Annotated in this window: 15 protein-coding genes; 11 read left to right on the forward strand and 4 right to left on the reverse strand. The window is 65.7% G+C overall.

Annotation, left to right across the window (positions count from 1 at the left end):
* Positions 1–16 precede the first annotated feature (16 nt).
* A complete protein-coding gene (locus HB681_RS02100) occupies positions 17–721 on the reverse strand; it encodes a lipocalin family protein (protein ID WP_213953083.1) in 705 nt (234 codons plus the stop codon).
* 181 nt (positions 722–902) lie between these two features.
* Between HB681_RS02100 and tal the strand changes: the two genes are divergently transcribed.
* The 11 genes from tal (at position 903) to xylB (ending at position 13,154) form a co-directional block, all read left to right on the forward strand.
* A complete protein-coding gene (gene tal / locus HB681_RS02105) occupies positions 903–1,853 on the forward strand; it encodes a transaldolase (RefSeq protein ID WP_213953084.1) in 951 nt (316 codons plus the stop codon).
* Positions 1,850–3,397, forward strand: coding sequence for a glucose-6-phosphate isomerase (pgi, locus tag HB681_RS02110; RefSeq protein WP_213953085.1), 1,548 nt, complete (start codon positions 1,850–1,852; stop codon positions 3,395–3,397). Before tal ends, pgi begins: the two co-directional genes overlap by 4 nt.
* 72 nt (positions 3,398–3,469) lie before the next feature.
* Positions 3,470–3,802: a DUF805 domain-containing protein gene (locus HB681_RS02115; RefSeq protein ID WP_213953086.1), complete on the forward strand. Its 333-nt coding sequence runs from the start codon at positions 3,470–3,472 to the stop codon at positions 3,800–3,802.
* Between the two features lie 219 nt (positions 3,803–4,021).
* Positions 4,022–5,329, forward strand: coding sequence for a sugar ABC transporter substrate-binding protein (locus HB681_RS02120; protein WP_213953087.1), 1,308 nt, complete (start codon positions 4,022–4,024; stop codon positions 5,327–5,329).
* Between the two features lie 104 nt (positions 5,330–5,433).
* Positions 5,434–6,291 carry a sugar ABC transporter permease gene (locus tag HB681_RS02125; RefSeq protein WP_213953088.1) on the forward strand — a complete coding sequence of 286 codons (858 nt, stop codon included), beginning with the start codon at positions 5,434–5,436 and terminating at the stop codon, positions 6,289–6,291.
* 14 nt (positions 6,292–6,305) lie between these two features.
* Positions 6,306–7,127, forward strand: a complete 822-nt coding sequence (locus HB681_RS02130; RefSeq protein WP_213953089.1) for a carbohydrate ABC transporter permease — start codon at positions 6,306–6,308, stop codon at positions 7,125–7,127.
* Between the two features lie 20 nt (positions 7,128–7,147).
* Complete coding sequence (ugpC, locus tag HB681_RS02135) at positions 7,148–8,179, forward strand: sn-glycerol-3-phosphate ABC transporter ATP-binding protein UgpC (RefSeq protein ID WP_213953090.1); 1,032 nt, start codon at positions 7,148–7,150, stop codon at positions 8,177–8,179.
* Entirely contained in the window at positions 8,179–9,612 is a 1,434-nt protein-coding gene (gene dalD, locus HB681_RS02140; RefSeq protein ID WP_213953091.1) for a D-arabinitol 4-dehydrogenase, read from the forward strand. The genes ugpC and dalD overlap by 1 nt, the downstream gene beginning before the upstream one ends.
* Before the next feature lie 4 nt (positions 9,613–9,616).
* Positions 9,617–10,570, forward strand: coding sequence for a carbohydrate kinase (locus HB681_RS02145; RefSeq protein ID WP_213953092.1), 954 nt, complete (start codon positions 9,617–9,619; stop codon positions 10,568–10,570).
* 12 nt (positions 10,571–10,582) lie between these two features.
* Positions 10,583–11,521 carry an AraC family transcriptional regulator gene (locus HB681_RS02150; protein WP_213953093.1) on the forward strand — a complete coding sequence of 313 codons (939 nt, stop codon included), beginning with the start codon at positions 10,583–10,585 and terminating at the stop codon, positions 11,519–11,521.
* A gap of 181 nt (positions 11,522–11,702) precedes the next feature.
* The gene (gene xylB / locus HB681_RS02155; protein WP_213953094.1) at positions 11,703–13,154 is read left to right on the forward strand and encodes a xylulokinase; all 1,452 of its coding nucleotides are present in this window, start codon (positions 11,703–11,705) and stop codon (positions 13,152–13,154) included.
* Here xylB and msrA read toward each other — a convergent pair.
* From msrA to groES, 3 genes are all read right to left on the reverse strand, one after another.
* The gene (gene msrA / locus HB681_RS02160) at positions 13,151–13,894 is read right to left on the reverse strand and encodes a peptide-methionine (S)-S-oxide reductase MsrA (protein WP_213953095.1); all 744 of its coding nucleotides are present in this window, start codon (positions 13,892–13,894) and stop codon (positions 13,151–13,153) included. The two genes, xylB and msrA, sit on opposite strands and share 4 nt — an antisense overlap.
* 188 nt (positions 13,895–14,082) lie before the next feature.
* A complete protein-coding gene (gene groL / locus HB681_RS02165) occupies positions 14,083–15,735 on the reverse strand; it encodes a chaperonin GroEL (RefSeq protein WP_213953096.1) in 1,653 nt (550 codons plus the stop codon).
* A gap of 29 nt (positions 15,736–15,764) precedes the next feature.
* Entirely contained in the window at positions 15,765–16,055 is a 291-nt protein-coding gene (gene groES / locus HB681_RS02170; protein ID WP_093109638.1) for a co-chaperone GroES, read from the reverse strand.
* Positions 16,056–16,079: the final 24 nt, after the last annotated feature.

Below are 16,079 nucleotides of genomic sequence, written 5' to 3' on the forward strand. Positions count from 1 at the left end.
GGGCTGGCCCGCAGCGTCAAGCCGGCGTGGTCTCCAGCGCAGGCAGCGCGCGCCCGGTCCGCACCACCTTGTCCACGTCGAAGCCGAGCGTGCGGGCGTATTCGAGTTCGGCCTCGATCGTTGCCGAATCCAGTTGCGGCACGCGCGACAGCACCCAGAGGAAGTCCCGGTTCGGCGTGCCGACCAGCGCGACCCGGTAGTCGCGGTCGAGCTTGAGGATCCAGTAGTCGCCCCAGACCATCGGCAGCCACGACAGCCATTCGGGAGCGAAGCGCACTTCAAGACGCCCGGCGCCGGGCTGTCCGGCGACCGGCACGACACGCGCGGTGCCGATCGCTTCGTCGACCGTGCCATCGGCCATTTCGCAGCGATTGCGAACCTCGACGGTGCCATCGTCGCGCAGCGAATATTCCGCAGTGACCGGGCCGTCGCAATCCTTCTCGAAACGGTTGGGCAGGCGGGCCTGCTCATGCCAGAGGCCGGCGTAGCGGATCAGGTCCACCGGGGCGACCACCTGCAACGGCGCACGCATCAGCGGCGCGCCGTCGGCGGGCCCCGCCGGTGCACCGATCCGCGCATTGCGCGCCTGGTTGAACGCGTACAGGGTCAGGGCGCCGCCCACGCAGAACGCGGCAGCCAGCGTGCCGATGGATGAACTGGTGTACTGGTCATCGAAGGTTGCGGGCGGGGATGCCCGGCGGCGCGCGGAACGGTAGGACATGGGTGGCTCCTCGGAAGTCGAAGCTGCCATGTTGCGCTCCTGCGCCAGAAGGGCCGTCAGCGATGGACCACAGCCCTTGTCGGCATGCGGGCCGGATCGGGTGCCGCGATGGGCCCAGAAAGCGCAGGGCGCGGGCATGAACGTACATGCCGAGTGCATACGGAGGTTTCATAATGATCCGATGAACCAACTCGATGCCCTCCGCCAATGGACCACCGTGGTCGCAGACTCCGGTGATTTCAAGCAACTCAGCGCCAGCAAGCCGCAGGACGCGACGACCAACCCGTCGTTGATCCTCAAGGCGGTGCAGAAGCCGGAGTACCGGCCACTGCTCGACGAAGCGGTCAAGAAGCACGCCGGCAAGCCGATCGACGAGGTCATCGACCGCCTGCTGGTGCGCTTCGGCACGGAGATCCTGACGCTGATCCCGGGCCGCGTGTCCACCGAGGTCGATGCGCGCATCTCCTTCGACACCGCCGCCACCATCGCGCGCGCCGAGCGCATCGTCGCGATGTACCGTGCCGAAGGCATCGACACCAGCAAGCGGCTGCTCGTCAAGGTGGCCTCGACCTGGGAAGGTATCCAGGCCGCGAAGGCGCTGGAGCAGAAGGGCATCCACACCAACCTGACGCTGCTGTTCTCCTTCGCGCAGGCGGTGGCCTGCGGCGAGGCCGGCGTGAAGCTGATCTCGCCCTTCGTCGGCCGCATCTACGACTGGTACAAGAAGTCGGCCGGCGCCAAGTGGGACGAAGCCGCCAACGCCGGCGCCAACGACCCCGGCGTGAATTCGGTGACCGAGATCTTCAACTACTACAAGCGCAATGGCATCCAGACCGAGGTGATGGGCGCGAGCTTCCGCAACACCGGCCAGATCGCCGCGCTGGCGGGCTGCGACCTGCTCACCATCAGCCCCGAACTGCTGGCCGAACTGGCCGCGAGCGAGGCGCCGCTGAAGCACGCGCTCGATGCCAAGGCGGCCCAGGCGCTCGACCTGCCCAAGCGCAGCTACGACGAAGCGAGCTTCCGTTACGCGCTCAACGAAGACGCGATGGCCACCGAGAAACTGGCCGAGGGCATCCGCGCATTCGCCGCCGATGCGGTCAAGCTCGAAAAGCTCATGGAGGCCGCATGAGCAACAAGACCCGGTGCGACAAGGCGCCGTCCTGGGCCAAGCTGCGGGCGCACTACGACGAGAAGGGCCGCAGCCTCGATCTGCACCAGGCCTTCGCCAGCGACGCCGGCCGCTTCGCCGCGCTGAGCCAGGAAGCTCCGTACGTCTTCGGCGACCTGTCGAAGAACCTCATCGACGCGCCGACGGAGGCGCTGCTGATGTCGCTGGCCCGCGAGTGCGGCCTCGAGGCCCACCGCGACGCGATGTTCGCCGGCGAGCACATCAACAACACCGAAGACCGCGCCGTGCTCCACACGCTGCTGCGCGCGCCGCCCGACGCATCGAGCACCGACGACAAGCTGCGCGACGTGCACGCCACGCTCGACGCGATGCTGAAGTTCGCCGACCGGGTGCGTGCCGACCACACGATCACGGACGTGGTCAACATCGGCATCGGGGGCTCCGACCTCGGGCCGCAGATGGCAGTGCTGGCGCTGGAGGAGTTCGTGGCGCGGGGCAAGCACTTCCACTTCGTCTCCAACGTCGATGGCCATGAACTGGCTGGCGTGCTCAGGGGCCTCGCGCCGGAACACACGATGTTCCTCATCGCGTCGAAGACCTTCACCACGGCCGAGACGATGACCAACGCGATCTCGGCCAAGCGCTGGTTCGAGCAGTCCAGCCGGCTCGACGTCTCGCGGCACTTCGCGGCACTCACCACCAACGTCGAGGCGGCCAAGGCCTTCGGCATCGACACCACCTTCGGCTTCTGGGACTGGGTGGGCGGTCGCTATTCGCTGTGGTCGGCCATCGGCCTGCCGATTGCGCTGGCGATCGGCTCGGACGGCTTCCGCCGCCTGCTGGCCGGAGCGCATGCGATGGACGAGCACTTCCGCACCGCGCCGCTGGAGCGGAACCTGCCGGTGCGGCTCGGCCTGCTCGACGTCTGGTACCGCAACTTCCACCGCTTCACCACGCGCAGCATCGCGCCGTATCACAGCGCCTTGAAGCGCGTGCCGGCCTACCTGCAGCAGCTCGAAATGGAAAGCAACGGCAAGCAGGTCGACGCCAGCGGGCAGCCGCTGCCGTATGGCACCTCGCCGGTGTTGTGGGGCGAGCCCGGCACCAACGGCCAGCATGCGTACTTCCAGATGCTGCACCAGGGCACCGATGTGACCCCGCTCGAATTCGTGGCCGTGCGCGATGCCTCGCACGACCTCGAAGGGCATCACGACAAGCTGCTGGCCAACGCACTGGCGCAGGCGCAGGCGCTGATGCAGGGCAAGGCCGATGCGGGCGGCCACAAGAACTTCCCGGGCAACCGGCCCAGCACCTTCTTCGTGTTCGAGAAGCTCACGCCGGAAGCCCTCGGCGCCTTCCTCGCGATGTACGAGCACCGCGTGTTCACCAGCGGCGCGCTGTGGGGCATCAACAGCTTCGACCAGTGGGGTGTGGAGCTTGGCAAGGTCCTTGCAAAGGACATCGAGCCGCGGTTGGCATCGGGTGATGCGAGCGGTCTCGACGCTTCCACCGCGGGATTGATGGAGCGACTGAGGCCGCGCTGAATTGCCTTCGAAATTCACCAACCCGTCGATATGATGCCCGGCAAGGGGAGATCCAACACCGAGGAGTTGTTCATGAATTTCATGCAAGCGGTTCAGGTCTGTCTCAGCAAGTACGTGGACTTCAAGGGGCGAGCGCAGCGCCCCGAGTTTTGGTGGTTCTTCCTCTTCCAGGTCATCGTGGCCATCGTGGCTTCGTTCCTGGGCGACGTCATTTCCTCTATTGCCGGGCTGGCCTTGTTGCTCCCTGCGATCGCCGTCGGTGCTCGCCGCCTGCACGATGTCGGCAAGTCGGGATGGCTGCAACTGATTGCGCTGATCCCCTTGATCGGATTCATCGTGCTGATCTATTTCTGGGTGCAGCCGGGCTCGACCGAGCCCAACGTGCATGGGGAAATCGTTGTCTGACGCATAGCAAGCAACCCGCGAAAGGCCGCAATTGCGGCCTTTTTTACAGCCGGTTGCTGGATTTTGTTACATCCTGTATTGCATCGATTAGGGATAGCACTAGGCAATCAGTGCAACAGGGTATCAGCGGCGGCAAATCAAGTACCAAGCACGCATGAGTGCGTCTCCAGAATTCGGGTCAGGCCGTGAGGGGCCGTCCAACCCAAAAGGAGACACACCATGAAGCGTTTCATCCAGACCGGCCTCGTCGTTGCGCTTGCCAGCGCCGGCATGGCCCAGGCTGCCACCGAACTCGTCATCGCCACCGTCAACAACGGCCACATGATCGAGATGCAGAAGTTGACGCCCTTCTTCGAGAAGGCCAATCCGGACATCAAGCTCAAGTGGGTCACGCTGGAAGAGGGCACGCTGCGCCAGCGCGTGACCACCGACATCGCCACCAAGGGCGGCCAGTTCGACGTCATGACCATCGGCCTGTACGAGGCGCCGATATGGTCGAAGAAGGGCTGGCTCAAGCCGATCGCCACCGACGCCGCCTACGACGTGGACGACATCCTGCCCGCGATCCGCAATGGCCTTTCCTACGAAGGCAAGCTCTACGCGGCACCCTTCTACGGTGAAAGCTCGATGCTCATGTACCGCAAGGACCTGGCCGACAAGGCCGGCATCAAGATCCCGGACCAACCCACCTGGGCGCAGGTCAAGGAATTTGCCGAGAAAGCCAACGACCCGAAGGGCGGCGTCTACGGCATGTGCCTGCGCGGCAAGCCGGGATGGGGCGACAACATGGCTTTCCTGACGACCTTGGTCAATACCAACGGCGGCCAGTGGTTCGACATGAAGTGGCAGCCGCAGATCGACACCAAGCCTTGGCATGACGCGATCAACTTCTACGTCGACATCATGAAGAAGAACGGCCCGCCCGGCGCGTCGGCCAACAGCTTCAACGAGAACCTGGCGCTGTTCAACGAGGGCAAGTGCGCGATGTGGGTGGATGCAACCATCGCCGCCTCCTTCATCTCCGACCCCAAGCAGTCGAAGGTCGCCGACAAGGTGGCCTACGCGCAGGCCCCGGTGGCCGTCACGCCCAAGGGCGCGAACTGGCTGTGGTCGTGGAACCTGGCCATTCCCGCCAGCTCGACCAAGGACGAGGCGGCGCAGAAGTTCATCAAGTGGGCCACGTCGAAGGAATACATCCAGCTCGTCGCCAAGGAAACCGGCTGGAACACGGTGCCCACCGGCACGCGCAAGTCGACCTATGCGAACCCCGAGTTCCAGAAGGTCGCGAAGTTCGCCGATGCCGAGAAGAAGGCGATCGATTCGGCCAACCCGAACGACAGCACCTTGCCCAAGTCGCCGTACGTGGGCGTGCAGTACGCGGCGATTCCGGAGTTCCAGGCGATCGGCGTGGCCGTGGGCCAGCAGATGAGCGCGGCGCTGTCGGGCAAGGTCACGGTGGACCAGGCGCTGAAGACCGCGCAGACGACGGCGGAGCGCGAGATGAAAAAGGGCGGCTACTACAAGTAAGCCTTCCTTCCCTCTCCCCCGCGGGGAGAGGGCCAGGGTGAGCTCTCACCCCAACCTTCTCCCGCCGGCGGGAGAGGGGGTCCATCGCCAGAGAGGAACCAAGAATGAACAGACTCCTGCCCCGGGCGCTGATGGCGCCAGCCGTGCTCACGCTCTTCCTGTGGATGATCGTGCCGCTCGTGATGACCTTGTACTTCTCCTTCGTGACGTACAACCTCATGCAACCCGGCGACCGCCCCTTCGCCGGCCTCGAGAACTTCCACTACTTCATCACCGACCCCGACTTCTGGCCGGCGGTGGCCAACACGATGACGCTGATCGGCAGCGTGATCGTCATCACCGTGATCTTCGGCGTGCTGCTGGCGCTGCTGGTGAACGAGCCGTTTCCGGGGCGTGGCATCGTTCGCGTGCTGCTGATCTCGCCCTTCTTCGTCATGCCCACGGTCAACGCGCTGCTGTGGAAGCACATGATGATGAACCCGATCTACGGCGTACTGGCAGACGTGTGGCGCGCCTTTGGCGCCGAGCCGGTCGACTGGCTGACCGACCTGCCGCTGTTCTCCGTGATCATCATGGTGGCCTGGCAATGGCTGCCCTTCGCCTGCCTGATCTTCATCACGTCGCTGCAGTCGCTCGACCGCGAGCAGATGGAAGCGGCGCGCATGGACGGCGCCAATTCGTTCCAGCGCTTCTTCTACCTCACGGTGCCCCATCTGGGCCGGCCGATGGCGGTGGTGATCATGATCGAGATGATCTTCTTGCTGAGCGTGTTCGCGGAGATCGCCATCACCACCAACGGCGGGCCGGGCAACGAGAGCACGAACCTGACGTACATGATCTTCAAGCAGTCGCTGATGAACTTCGACGTGGGCGTGGCTTCGGCGGGTGCACTGTTCGCGGTGATCCTGGCCAACATCGTGGCGGCCTTCCTCGTGCGCATCATCGGCAAGAACCTCGACTAAGGGAGCGACACATCATGCAACCCAATCCCTTGTTCACCGTCCTGCGCACCCTCGGCGCGTGGGGCGCGGCGCTCCTGCTGTTCTTCCCGCTGGGCTGGCTGTTCCTCACCGCGTTCAAGACCGAATTGCAGGCCATCCACGTGCCGCCGCTCTTCATCTTCGAGCCGACGATGGAGAACTTCAGCGAAGTGCAGCGCCGCAGCGACTACCTGCTGTATGCGCGCAACTCGATCATCACCAGCGTGGGCTCGACCATCCTGGGTCTGCTGATCGCCGCGCCGGCTGCGTACTCGATGGCCTTCTTCCGCACGAAGAGGACGCGCGACATCCTCATGTGGATGCTGTCGACCAAGATGATGCCGGCCGTCGGCGCGCTGGTGCCGATCTACGTCCTGGCGCAGACCGCGGGCATGCTGGACTCGATCCCCGCGCTGATCATCGTGTTCACGCTGTCGAACCTGCCGATCATGGTGTGGATGCTCTACACGAGCTACAAGGACATCCCCAACGAGATCCTCGAAGCGGCACGCATGGACGGCGCGAGCGTCTGGACGGAGTTTCGCCACGTCGTGATGCCGCTGTCGGTCGGTGGTCTCGCATCCTGCGGCCTGCTGTGCCTGGTGCTGAGCTGGAACGAGGCCTTCTGGGCACTCAACCTGGTGTCGGCCAAGGCGGGCACGCTGGCCACGCTGATCTCGCAGTACTCCAGCCCCGAGGGCCTGTTCTGGGCCAAGTTGTCGGCCGCCTCGCTGATGGCCATCGCGCCCATCGTGGTGTTCGGCTGGTTCAGCCAGAAACAACTCGTCCAAGGCCTGACCTTCGGCGCCGTCAAGTAATAAATCAAGGAGAGACACACATGGCCTACCTCGAACTCCGCAACATCAAGAAGAGCTTTGGCGACGCGCACATCATCAAGGGCGTCAACCTCGAGATCGACAAGGGCGAGTTCATCGTCTTCGTCGGCCCCTCGGGCTGCGGCAAGTCGACGCTGCTGCGCCTGATCGCCGGGCTGGAGCCGACCAGCAGCGGGCAACTCATGCTCGACGGCCGGGACATCACCAACCTCGCGTCCGGCAAGCGCGACCTGGCGATGGTGTTCCAGAGCTACGCGCTCTATCCGCACATGAGCGTGGCCGACAACATGTCCTTCGCGCTCAAGCTGGCCAACGTGCCCAAGGACGAGATCCGCAAGAAAGTCGACTACGCGGCCAAGCAGCTGAACCTCACGCAATACCTCGACCGCACGCCAAAGGAGCTGTCCGGCGGCCAGCGCCAGCGCGTGGCCATCGGGCGGGCCATCGTTCGCGCGCCCAAGGTGTTCCTGTTCGACGAGCCGCTGTCCAACCTCGATGCGGCGCTGCGTGGCAACACGCGGGTGGAGATCCACAAGCTGCACGTCGCGCTCGGCGCCACCAGCATCTACGTGACGCACGACCAGGTCGAGGCCATGACCCTGGCCGACCGCGTGGTGGTGCTGAAGGACGGCCTGATCGAGCAGGTCGGCACGCCGATGGACCTGTACGACCATCCGGTCAACAAGTTCGTCGCGCAGTTCATCGGCATGCCGTCGATGAACATGGTGCCGGCCGCCGCCATCCCGACCTTCTCGGCGGCCACCGGCGGCAGGCTGCCGAGCGACGGCTTCCTCGGCGTGCGACCCGAAGGCCTGCAAGTGCATGCCGGCGTCGGCGCGGGCGTGCCGGGCAAGGTCGACCTGATCGAGGCGCTGGGTTCCGACACGCTGATCCACGTCGACGTCGGTGGCATCCCGCTCATCGCGCGGCAGAACGAGCGCACGCCGCTGCGCATCGGCGACGACGTGGGCGTTGAGTTGGATCCGTCAGTGCTGCACCTGTTCAATCGCGAAGGCCTGGCGGTCGCCGCGTGATGACGCTCGCAGCCGTTCCGGACGCCACGTCCGTCATCCTCCACCTGGGCCTCGGCTCTTTTCACCGGGCGCACCAGGCGGTGTACGTGCAGGCGCTGCGCGACACCGGCGACAAGGCCTATGCGATTTCCGGCGCCAACCTGCGGCCGGACATGCCCGAGGTGCTGGGCGCGTTGCGCGCACAAGGCGGCGCCTACACGCTGGAAACCGTGTCGCCCGCGGGCGAGTACCGCTACCAGCGCATCGAGTCGATCCGCGAGGTGCTGCCCTACGAGGCCGACCTGGCGAGCGTGATCGAGCGGGGCGCCGACGGGGCCACGCGCATCATCTCCTTCACCGTCACCGAGGCCGGCTACTACCTCGATGCCAAGGACAAGCTCGACCTGTCCTTCGCCGACCTGGCAGCGGACATCGAACGCGCGCGCAGTGGCGAACCGGGCAGCACGATCTACGGCGCCGTCTGCGCCATCCTGCGCGCGCGCAAGCTCAAGGGCAGCGGCCCGGTCACGCTGCTGAATTGCGACAACCTGCGCCACAACGGCGATCGCTTCCGCAAGGGCCTGCTCGAATTCATCGAGCGCAGCGGCGACGTCTCGCTGCAAGCCTGGGTGCAGATCAACACCACCTGTCCCAACGCCATGGTCGACCGCATCACGCCGCGTCCCCCGCCGGAGTTGCGCGAGCGCGTGTTGAAGGCCACCGGCCAGGATGACGCGGCGCCCATCACCGGCGAAAGTTTCATCCAGTGGGTCATCGAGGACAACTTCATCGGTGGCCGGCGACCGGCGTGGGAGCGCGTGGGCGTGCAGATGGTGGAATCGGTGCAGCCGTACGAAGAGGCCAAGATCCGCCTGCTCAATGCCACGCACAGTTGCATCGCGTGGGCCGGTACGCTCATCGGCCTGCAGTTCATCCACGAGGGCACGCACACGCCCGCGATCCGCAAGATGGCCTTCGACTACGTCACCGACGACGTCATCCCCTGCCTGAGCCGCCCCGGCACGCCGAGCCCGGTCGACCTGCCCGCGTACCGCGACGTGGTGCTCGACCGCTTCGGAAACCCGTCGATCCGCGACACCAACCAGCGCGTGGCAATGGACGGCTTCTCGAAGATCCCCGGCTTCATCGCGCCCACCGTGCGCGAGCGCCTGGCCCGCGACGAAAGCATCGACAGCGTCGCGATGCTGCCGGCGCTGTTCCTGGCTTTCCTGCAGCGCTGGCACCGCGGCGAAATCCCGTACACCTACCAGGACCAGGTCATGGACCCGGCCGTGGGCCATGCGATCTGCGAGGCCGCCGACCCGGTGGCGGCCTTCTGTTCCGACACCGCGCTGTGGGGACCGCTGGCCGGTGATACTCGGCTGGTTGACGCCGTGCGCCGCGCCGGTGTCCGGGTCCAGGCATTTGTGGCGGCGACAACGAAGGCAACCTGACACTATGCGAATCGCACTGGCCGGCGAGGCCCTGATCGACTTCACTTGCAGTTCGGGCCTGAGCTTCGAGGGCCACGAAGGCGGCGCGCTGACCAACAGCGCCATCGCCGCCGCGCGGCTGGGCCAGCCGACCGGCTTCATCACGCAGCTCTCGACCGACATGTTCGGCGAGCGCCTGCTGCAGCATCTGCAAGGCAACGGCGTCGACACGCAATTCGTGCTGCGCAGCGCGGCGCCGTCGACGCTGGCTTTCGTCGCGCGCACGCCGACCACCAATCACTACGCCTTCTACACCAAGGGCACCGCCGACACGCTGTGGGCGCCGCCGGAATTGCCCGCACTGCCCGACAGTTGCCGCTTCCTGCACTTCGGCGGCATCTCCATCCTCACCGAGCCTGCCGCCACGCGCATCACCGAACTCGTCGAAGCGCAGCGCGGCCAGCGCATCGTGCTGTTCGACCCGAACGTGCGGCCCAGCCTGATCCCCGACATGGACGCCTACCGCGCGAAGCAGCCGCGTTGGCTGGCCGCCAGCGACGTGCTCAAGTTCAGCGACGAAGACGCGGCCTACCTTGCGCCGGGCAAGAGCCTGGCCGAGGCGGCCGCGATGTTCCTCGCGCCGCACGCAGCCGGCGGGCAGGGGCCGCGCGCCGTGGTCGTCACCCGGGGCGGCGACAGCGCCGGCGTGTACCGCGCAGGCCATGCGCCGGTGGAGGTGAAGCCGCCCAGGATCACGGTGGCCGACACCATCGGCGCGGGCGACACCTTCGCCGCCGGCATCTCGGTGGCGCTGCTGGAGCAAGGCGTCGAGCACGCGGCGCAACTCGACGCATTGGCCGACGATGCCTGGGGCGAAGTGCTGCGTTTCGCCGCCACCGCTGCCGCGCTCAACTGCACCCGCGAAGGATGCGACCCGCCCACCCGCGCGGAACTGCAGGCCGCGCTGTCCGCCCCATGAGGGAGGCCTGAAATGCCGAGCACACGCTCTCGCCAAACCCCGCGCCAACGCCAACCCGAGCTGGAACACGACTTCGCCCGCTCGCCCTCGCTCGGCTACGAAAAGCCCGAGGAAGTGGGCTGGGTCCGCTGCCTGTCGCACGGCTACCCGAGCCAGCTGGCGCGCTGGCATTGCCATGACGAATACGAACTGCACCTGATCACGGCCACCTCCGGCAAGGCCTTCGTCGGCGACTGGATCGGCCCGTTCCAGCCCGGCCACCTGGTGCTGTGCGGCCCGCGCCTGCCGCACAACTGGATCTCGCTCGATGCGCCGGCCGACGGCGTGAGCACGCGCGACCTGGTGATCCAGTTCCGGCACGAGCCCTTTGCGCAGGCAGCGTCTGAAATCCCGGAGATCGCCGAAGTCATGCAACTGCTGGAGCGCGCGCGCCGCGGCATCGAGTTCTTCGGCTTGTCGGAGCGTGCCGAGCAGCATTGGCGCGCAGTCAAGGCCTCGCACGGGCTGCGCCGGCTGGGCGCGTTCTGCGACTACCTGGCCGACCTCGCCGAATGCACTGACTACCGGCTGTTGTCGAGCGTGCAGATCAAGGGCGCCGAGGGCGACGCCGAAGGCGACCAGATCAACGCCATCGTCAACCGCATCACCGACAACGTGGCCGAGCCCATCGCGATGGCCGACGTGGCGGCAGAACTCGGCATGAGCGAAAGCCGCTTCAGCCGGTTCTTCCGCAAGTCGACCGGCAACAGCTTCACCGACTTCGTCAACCAGGTCCGTATCAACAATGCCTGCCACCTGCTGATGCAGACCGACCACTACGTGACAGACATCTGCTACCAGGTCGGCTTCAACAACGTCGCCAACTTCAACCGGCGCTTCCTGGAAATCAAGGGCATGACGCCGAGTGAATTCCGCCGGCAGGCAGACAGCCGCTTTGGCGGGGCGCATTGAATTCGGACATCCGAAATCGGACATCCGGCCGCGAAGGACGCGAAGGTTCCGCGAAGGACGCGAAAGAAGACAGAAAGAATTTGAGTTTCTTCTTTGGATTTCCTTTTGCGTCCTTCGCGAAACCTTCGCGTCCTTCGCGGCCGGCTGCCCGTATTCAAGTCTTCCAACACCCTGACCCACCATGTATCTCGGACTTGACCTCGGCACCTCCGAATTGAAGGCGCTGCTCCTTGCCGACGACCATCGCATCGTCGGCGTGGCCCGTTCGGCACTGACCGTGAGCCGGGCGCGGCCGCTGTGGTCGGAACAGGCGCCTTCGCAGTGGTGGGCAGCGTTGGAAGACGTGATGCAGCAATTGTTCGCAGCACATGCCGATGCGCTCGCGGCCGTGCGCGCGATCGGGCTGTCGGGGCAGATGCATGGCGCGGTGCTGCTCGACGAAAGGGATGAAGTCCTGCGGCCGGCGATCCTCTGGAACGATGGCCGAAGCGCAGCGCAGTGCGAGCAGCTCACCCAAGCCGTTCCGCGGCTGGGCGAAATCGCCGGCAACCTCGCCATGCCCGGCTTCACCGCACCCAAATTGCTGTGGGTGCGTGAGCATGAGCCCGACGTGTTCGCCCGTACTCGTCGCGTGCTGCTGCCCAAGGACTGGCTGCGCCTGATGCTCGGTGGTGAAGCGGTGAGCGACATGTCCGATGCGTCCGGCACGCTATGGCTCGATGTCGGCCAGCGCGACTGGTCGGACGAAATGCTGGCCGCCACCGGGCTCACGCGCGCCCACATGCCGCGCCTCGTCGAAGGCAGCGAAGCCTCGGCGACGCTCAAGCCTGAACTGGCCGCGCGCTGGGGCATGGCGCGCGGCGTGCGCATCGCGGGCGGCGCCGGCGACAACGCGGCGAGCGCGGTCGGCATGGGCCTGGTCGCGCCAGGCGAAGGCTTCGTTTCCCTGGGTACGTCAGGCGTGATCTTCGTGTCGGGCGCGGCCTTCGCGCCCAATCCGACGCAGGCTGTCCATGCCTTCTGCCACGCACTGCCGGGGCGCTGGCACCAGATGTCGGTGATGCTGTCGGCGGCCAGCGCGGTGAGCTGGGCCGCGCGCAGTTTCGGGTTCAAGGACGAGGCGAGCCTGATCGCGGCGGCCGCGACGCTGGCTCCGGACGCCCGGCAACGCGCGCCGTTGTTCCTGCCCTACCTGTCCGGCGAGCGATCGCCGCACAACAATCCGCAGGCGCAGGGCGCGCTGTTCGGCCTGACCCATGCGCATGCGGCGGCCGACATGGCCTATGCAGTTGTCGAGGGCGTGAGCTTCGGCCTGCGCGACGGGCTCGACACACTGGAGCGGCCGACGAGTGATCTCTCGCTCGTCGGTGGCGGTGCGCGCAGCGCCTGGTGGGCGCAGTTGCTGGCCGACATCCTCGAAGTGCCGCTGGCGCTGGGCGAGGGTGGCGAGGCGGGTGGCGCGCTGGGCGCGGCGCGATTGGGCTGGCTGGCCGATGGCGGCACTGTCGATGCGGTGTGCCAGCGGCCGGCAGTGCAGCGGCGCTTCGTGCCCGACACCGGGCAAGCCGGCGCGCACCGCGCGCGACAGGCGCGATTCCGTGCGCTGTACCGCGCGCTCGAACCCTGCTTCTAGGCCCCGTTCTTCACCAGCACCGGCCGCGGCGAGTACCGGTCGGCGAACAGCTTCTTCAGGTTGTCGACCTTGGGCAGGTCGTTGTAGGCGATGTACGGCTCGTCCGGATGCAGCGTCAGGTAATCCTGGTGATAGGCCTCGGCCGGATAGAAGCGCTTCTGCAGTTCGACGGTCGTGACAACCGGCTTGCCGCCGAAGGTCTTCGCCTCGGTCAGTTGCGCGATGTAGGCCTGCGCGATGCGCGCCTGCTCGACGTTCTGCGCAAAGATGGCGGAGCGGTACTGCGTGCCGGTGTCGGGGCCTTGCCGGTTCAGTTGTGTCGGGTCGTGCACCACCGAGAAGTAGATCTGCAGCAGCCGCGCATAGCTGACCTGGCGCGGGTCGAAGCTGATGCGCACGGCCTCGGCATGGCCGGTGCGGCCTGATCCGACCGATTCATACTTCGCCGTACTTTCGTCGCCGCCCGCATAGCCCGACACGGCGCTCGTCACGCCCTTGACGTGCTGGTACACCCCTTGCACGCCCCAGAAGCAGCCACCCGCGAGCACTGCCGTGGCCGAGGCATCGAGGCTGGCCGGATCGATCTTCGGCGCCGGCACGGCCACCGCGGCCTCGGCAGCGAACGATGGCCGGTGCCACCAGATCGCGCCGCCCGCGACAAGCGCCAGCGCGCCCAGGACGCTGCGGCGGGTGGGTGTGCCGGATGAGCGGCGGGTGTTGGGGCGAGGTGGGGTGTTCATGGGCTCGGGTTTCCTTCTTGGGCGATTCTGCGCGTGCGCTCGCTGCGCCGCCATCCGGCGCAGAGCGTCCCTGCCGGTCACTTGGGCATCGCATCGGCAAAAAAGAACGGCCGCCGAAGCGACCGTTCTCTTTTCGCGAGACACCTGGAAACCGGCTTGGCCGGGACCCAGGCGCCAGCGGCGGGCAATTACATGCCCATGCCGCCCATGCCGCCCATGCCACCCATGTCGGGCATGCCGCCGCCAGCGCCGGCTTCGTCCTTCGGTGCGTCGGCGACCATGGCTTCGGTCGTCAACAGCAGCGAGGAGACCGATGCTGCGTTCTGCAGCGCGGTGCGGGTGACCTTCGTCGGGTCCAGGATGCCCAGCTCGAGCATGTCGCCGTACGTGTCGTTCGCAGCGTTGAAGCCGTAGTTGCCCGAACCGGCCAACACAGCGTTCACCACCACCGAGGCTTCGCCGCCGGCGTTGTTCACGATTTCGCGCAGGGGCGCTTCGATGGCCTTGAGCACCAGCTTGATGCCGGCTTCTTGATCGGCGTTTTCGCCCTTGATCGAGTCGCCCACAGCTTGCTTGGCACGCAGCAGAGCCACGCCGCCGCCAGCCACAACGCCTTCTTCCACTGCAGCGCGGGTGGCGTGCAGGGCGTCTTCGACGCGAGCCTTCTTTTCCTTCATTTCGACTTCGGTGGCAGCGCCAACCTTGATAACGGCAACACCGCCGGCCAGCTTGGCCACGCGCTCTTGCAGCTTTTCACGGTCGTAGTCGCTGGTCGCTTCTTCGATCTGAACGCGCACTTGCTTGACGCGGGCTTCGATGTCACCAGCAGCGCCAGCGCCGTCGATGATGATCGTGTTTTCCTTGCTGACTTCGATGCGGGCAGCCTGGCCCAGATCGGCCAGGGTGACCTTCTCGAGCGTCAGGCCGACTTCTTCGGCGATGACCTTGCCGCCCGTCAGGATGGCGATGTCTTCCAGCATGGCCTTGCGGCGGTCGCCGAAGCCAGGAGCCTTGACAGCCACGACCTTCAGGATGCCGCGGATCGTGTTCACGACCAGAGTAGCCAGGGCTTCGCCTTCGACTTCTTCGGCGATGATCAGCAGCGGACGGCCAGCCTTGGCGACTTGTTCCAGCGTCGGGAGCAGGTCACGGATGTTGCTGATCTTCTTGTCGAAGAGCAGGACAAACGGGTTTTCCAGGATCGCCGATTGCTTTTCCGGGTTGTTGATGAAGTAGGGCGACAGGTAGCCGCGGTCGAACTGCATGCCTTCGACGACGTCGAGTTCGCTGTCGAGCGACTTGCCGTCTTCAACGGTGATCACGCCTTCCTTGCCGACCTTGTCCATCGCGTCAGCGATGAGCTTGCCGATGGTTTCGTCGCTGTTGGCCGAGATCGAGCCGACTTGAGCGATTTCCTTCGACGTGGTGGTGGGCTTGGAAGCCTTCTTCAGCTCGGCGACCAGGGCCGTGACAGCCTTGTCGATGCCGCGCTTCAGGTCCATCGGGTTCATGCCCGCTGCGACCAGCTTGAAGCCTTCGCGAACGATGGCTTGTGCCAGGACCGTGGCGGTCGTGGTGCCGTCACCAGCGTTGTCGCTGGTCTTGGAGGCCACTTCCTTCACGAGCTGGGCGCCCATGTTCTGGAGCTTGTCCTTGAGTTCGATTTCCTTGGCGACGGACACACCGTCCTTGGTCACCGTCGGGGCGCCGAACGAACGCTCGAGCACCACGTTGCGGCCCTTGGGGCCCAGGGTCACTTTGACTGCGTTGGCCAGGATGTTGACACCCTCGACCATGCGTGCGCGGGCTTCGCCGCCGAAGACTACGTCTTTTGCTGCCATGTTTGTTTACTCCAATGAGGATGGGTTGATTACTTCTCGACGACTGCGAACAGGTCGTCTTCCTTCATGACGAGGAGCTCGTCGCCATCGACCTTGACGGTCTGGCCGCTGTACTTGCCGAACAGGACGCGGTCGCCGACCTTGACGCTCATCGCGCCCAGTTCGCCCTTGTCGTTCTTCTTGCCAGGACCGACGGCCAGCACTTCGCCCTGGTCAGGCTTCTCGGCGGCGTTGTCGGGAATGACGATGCCCGAGGCGGTCTTGGTTTCGCTTTCAATGCGCTTGACGATCACGCGATCGTGCAAAGGACGAAGTTTCAATTGCATCTCCTGATATGGATAGAA

It is taken from the genome of Variovorax sp. dw_954 (assembly GCF_018449755.1).
Lineage (GTDB): Bacteria > Pseudomonadota > Gammaproteobacteria > Burkholderiales > Burkholderiaceae_C > Variovorax.

What these genes read in the sequence shown, in the direction of transcription:
- xylB (WP_213953094.1), top strand. Translation starts at nt 11,703, where the DNA reads ATGTATCTCGGACTTGACCTCGGCACCTCCGAATTGAAGGCGCTGCTC.
- HB681_RS02115 (WP_213953086.1), top strand. Translation starts at nt 3,470, where the DNA reads ATGAATTTCATGCAAGCGGTTCAGGTCTGTCTCAGCAAGTACGTGGAC.
- HB681_RS02125 (WP_213953088.1), top strand. Translation starts at nt 5,434, where the DNA reads ATGAACAGACTCCTGCCCCGGGCGCTGATGGCGCCAGCCGTGCTCACG.
- pgi (WP_213953085.1), top strand. Translation starts at nt 1,850, where the DNA reads ATGAGCAACAAGACCCGGTGCGACAAGGCGCCGTCCTGGGCCAAGCTG.
- HB681_RS02120 (WP_213953087.1), top strand. Translation starts at nt 4,022, where the DNA reads ATGAAGCGTTTCATCCAGACCGGCCTCGTCGTTGCGCTTGCCAGCGCC.
- HB681_RS02150 (WP_213953093.1), top strand. Translation starts at nt 10,583, where the DNA reads ATGCCGAGCACACGCTCTCGCCAAACCCCGCGCCAACGCCAACCCGAG.
- HB681_RS02100 (WP_213953083.1), bottom strand. Translation starts at nt 721, where the DNA reads ATGTCCTACCGTTCCGCGCGCCGCCGGGCATCCCCGCCCGCAACCTTC.
- HB681_RS02145 (WP_213953092.1), top strand. Translation starts at nt 9,617, where the DNA reads ATGCGAATCGCACTGGCCGGCGAGGCCCTGATCGACTTCACTTGCAGT.
- dalD (WP_213953091.1), top strand. Translation starts at nt 8,179, where the DNA reads ATGACGCTCGCAGCCGTTCCGGACGCCACGTCCGTCATCCTCCACCTG.
- HB681_RS02130 (WP_213953089.1), top strand. Translation starts at nt 6,306, where the DNA reads ATGCAACCCAATCCCTTGTTCACCGTCCTGCGCACCCTCGGCGCGTGG.
- groL (WP_213953096.1), bottom strand. Translation starts at nt 15,735, where the DNA reads ATGGCAGCAAAAGACGTAGTCTTCGGCGGCGAAGCCCGCGCACGCATG.
- ugpC (WP_213953090.1), top strand. Translation starts at nt 7,148, where the DNA reads ATGGCCTACCTCGAACTCCGCAACATCAAGAAGAGCTTTGGCGACGCG.
- msrA (WP_213953095.1), bottom strand. Translation starts at nt 13,894, where the DNA reads ATGAACACCCCACCTCGCCCCAACACCCGCCGCTCATCCGGCACACCC.
- tal (WP_213953084.1), top strand. Translation starts at nt 903, where the DNA reads ATGAACCAACTCGATGCCCTCCGCCAATGGACCACCGTGGTCGCAGAC.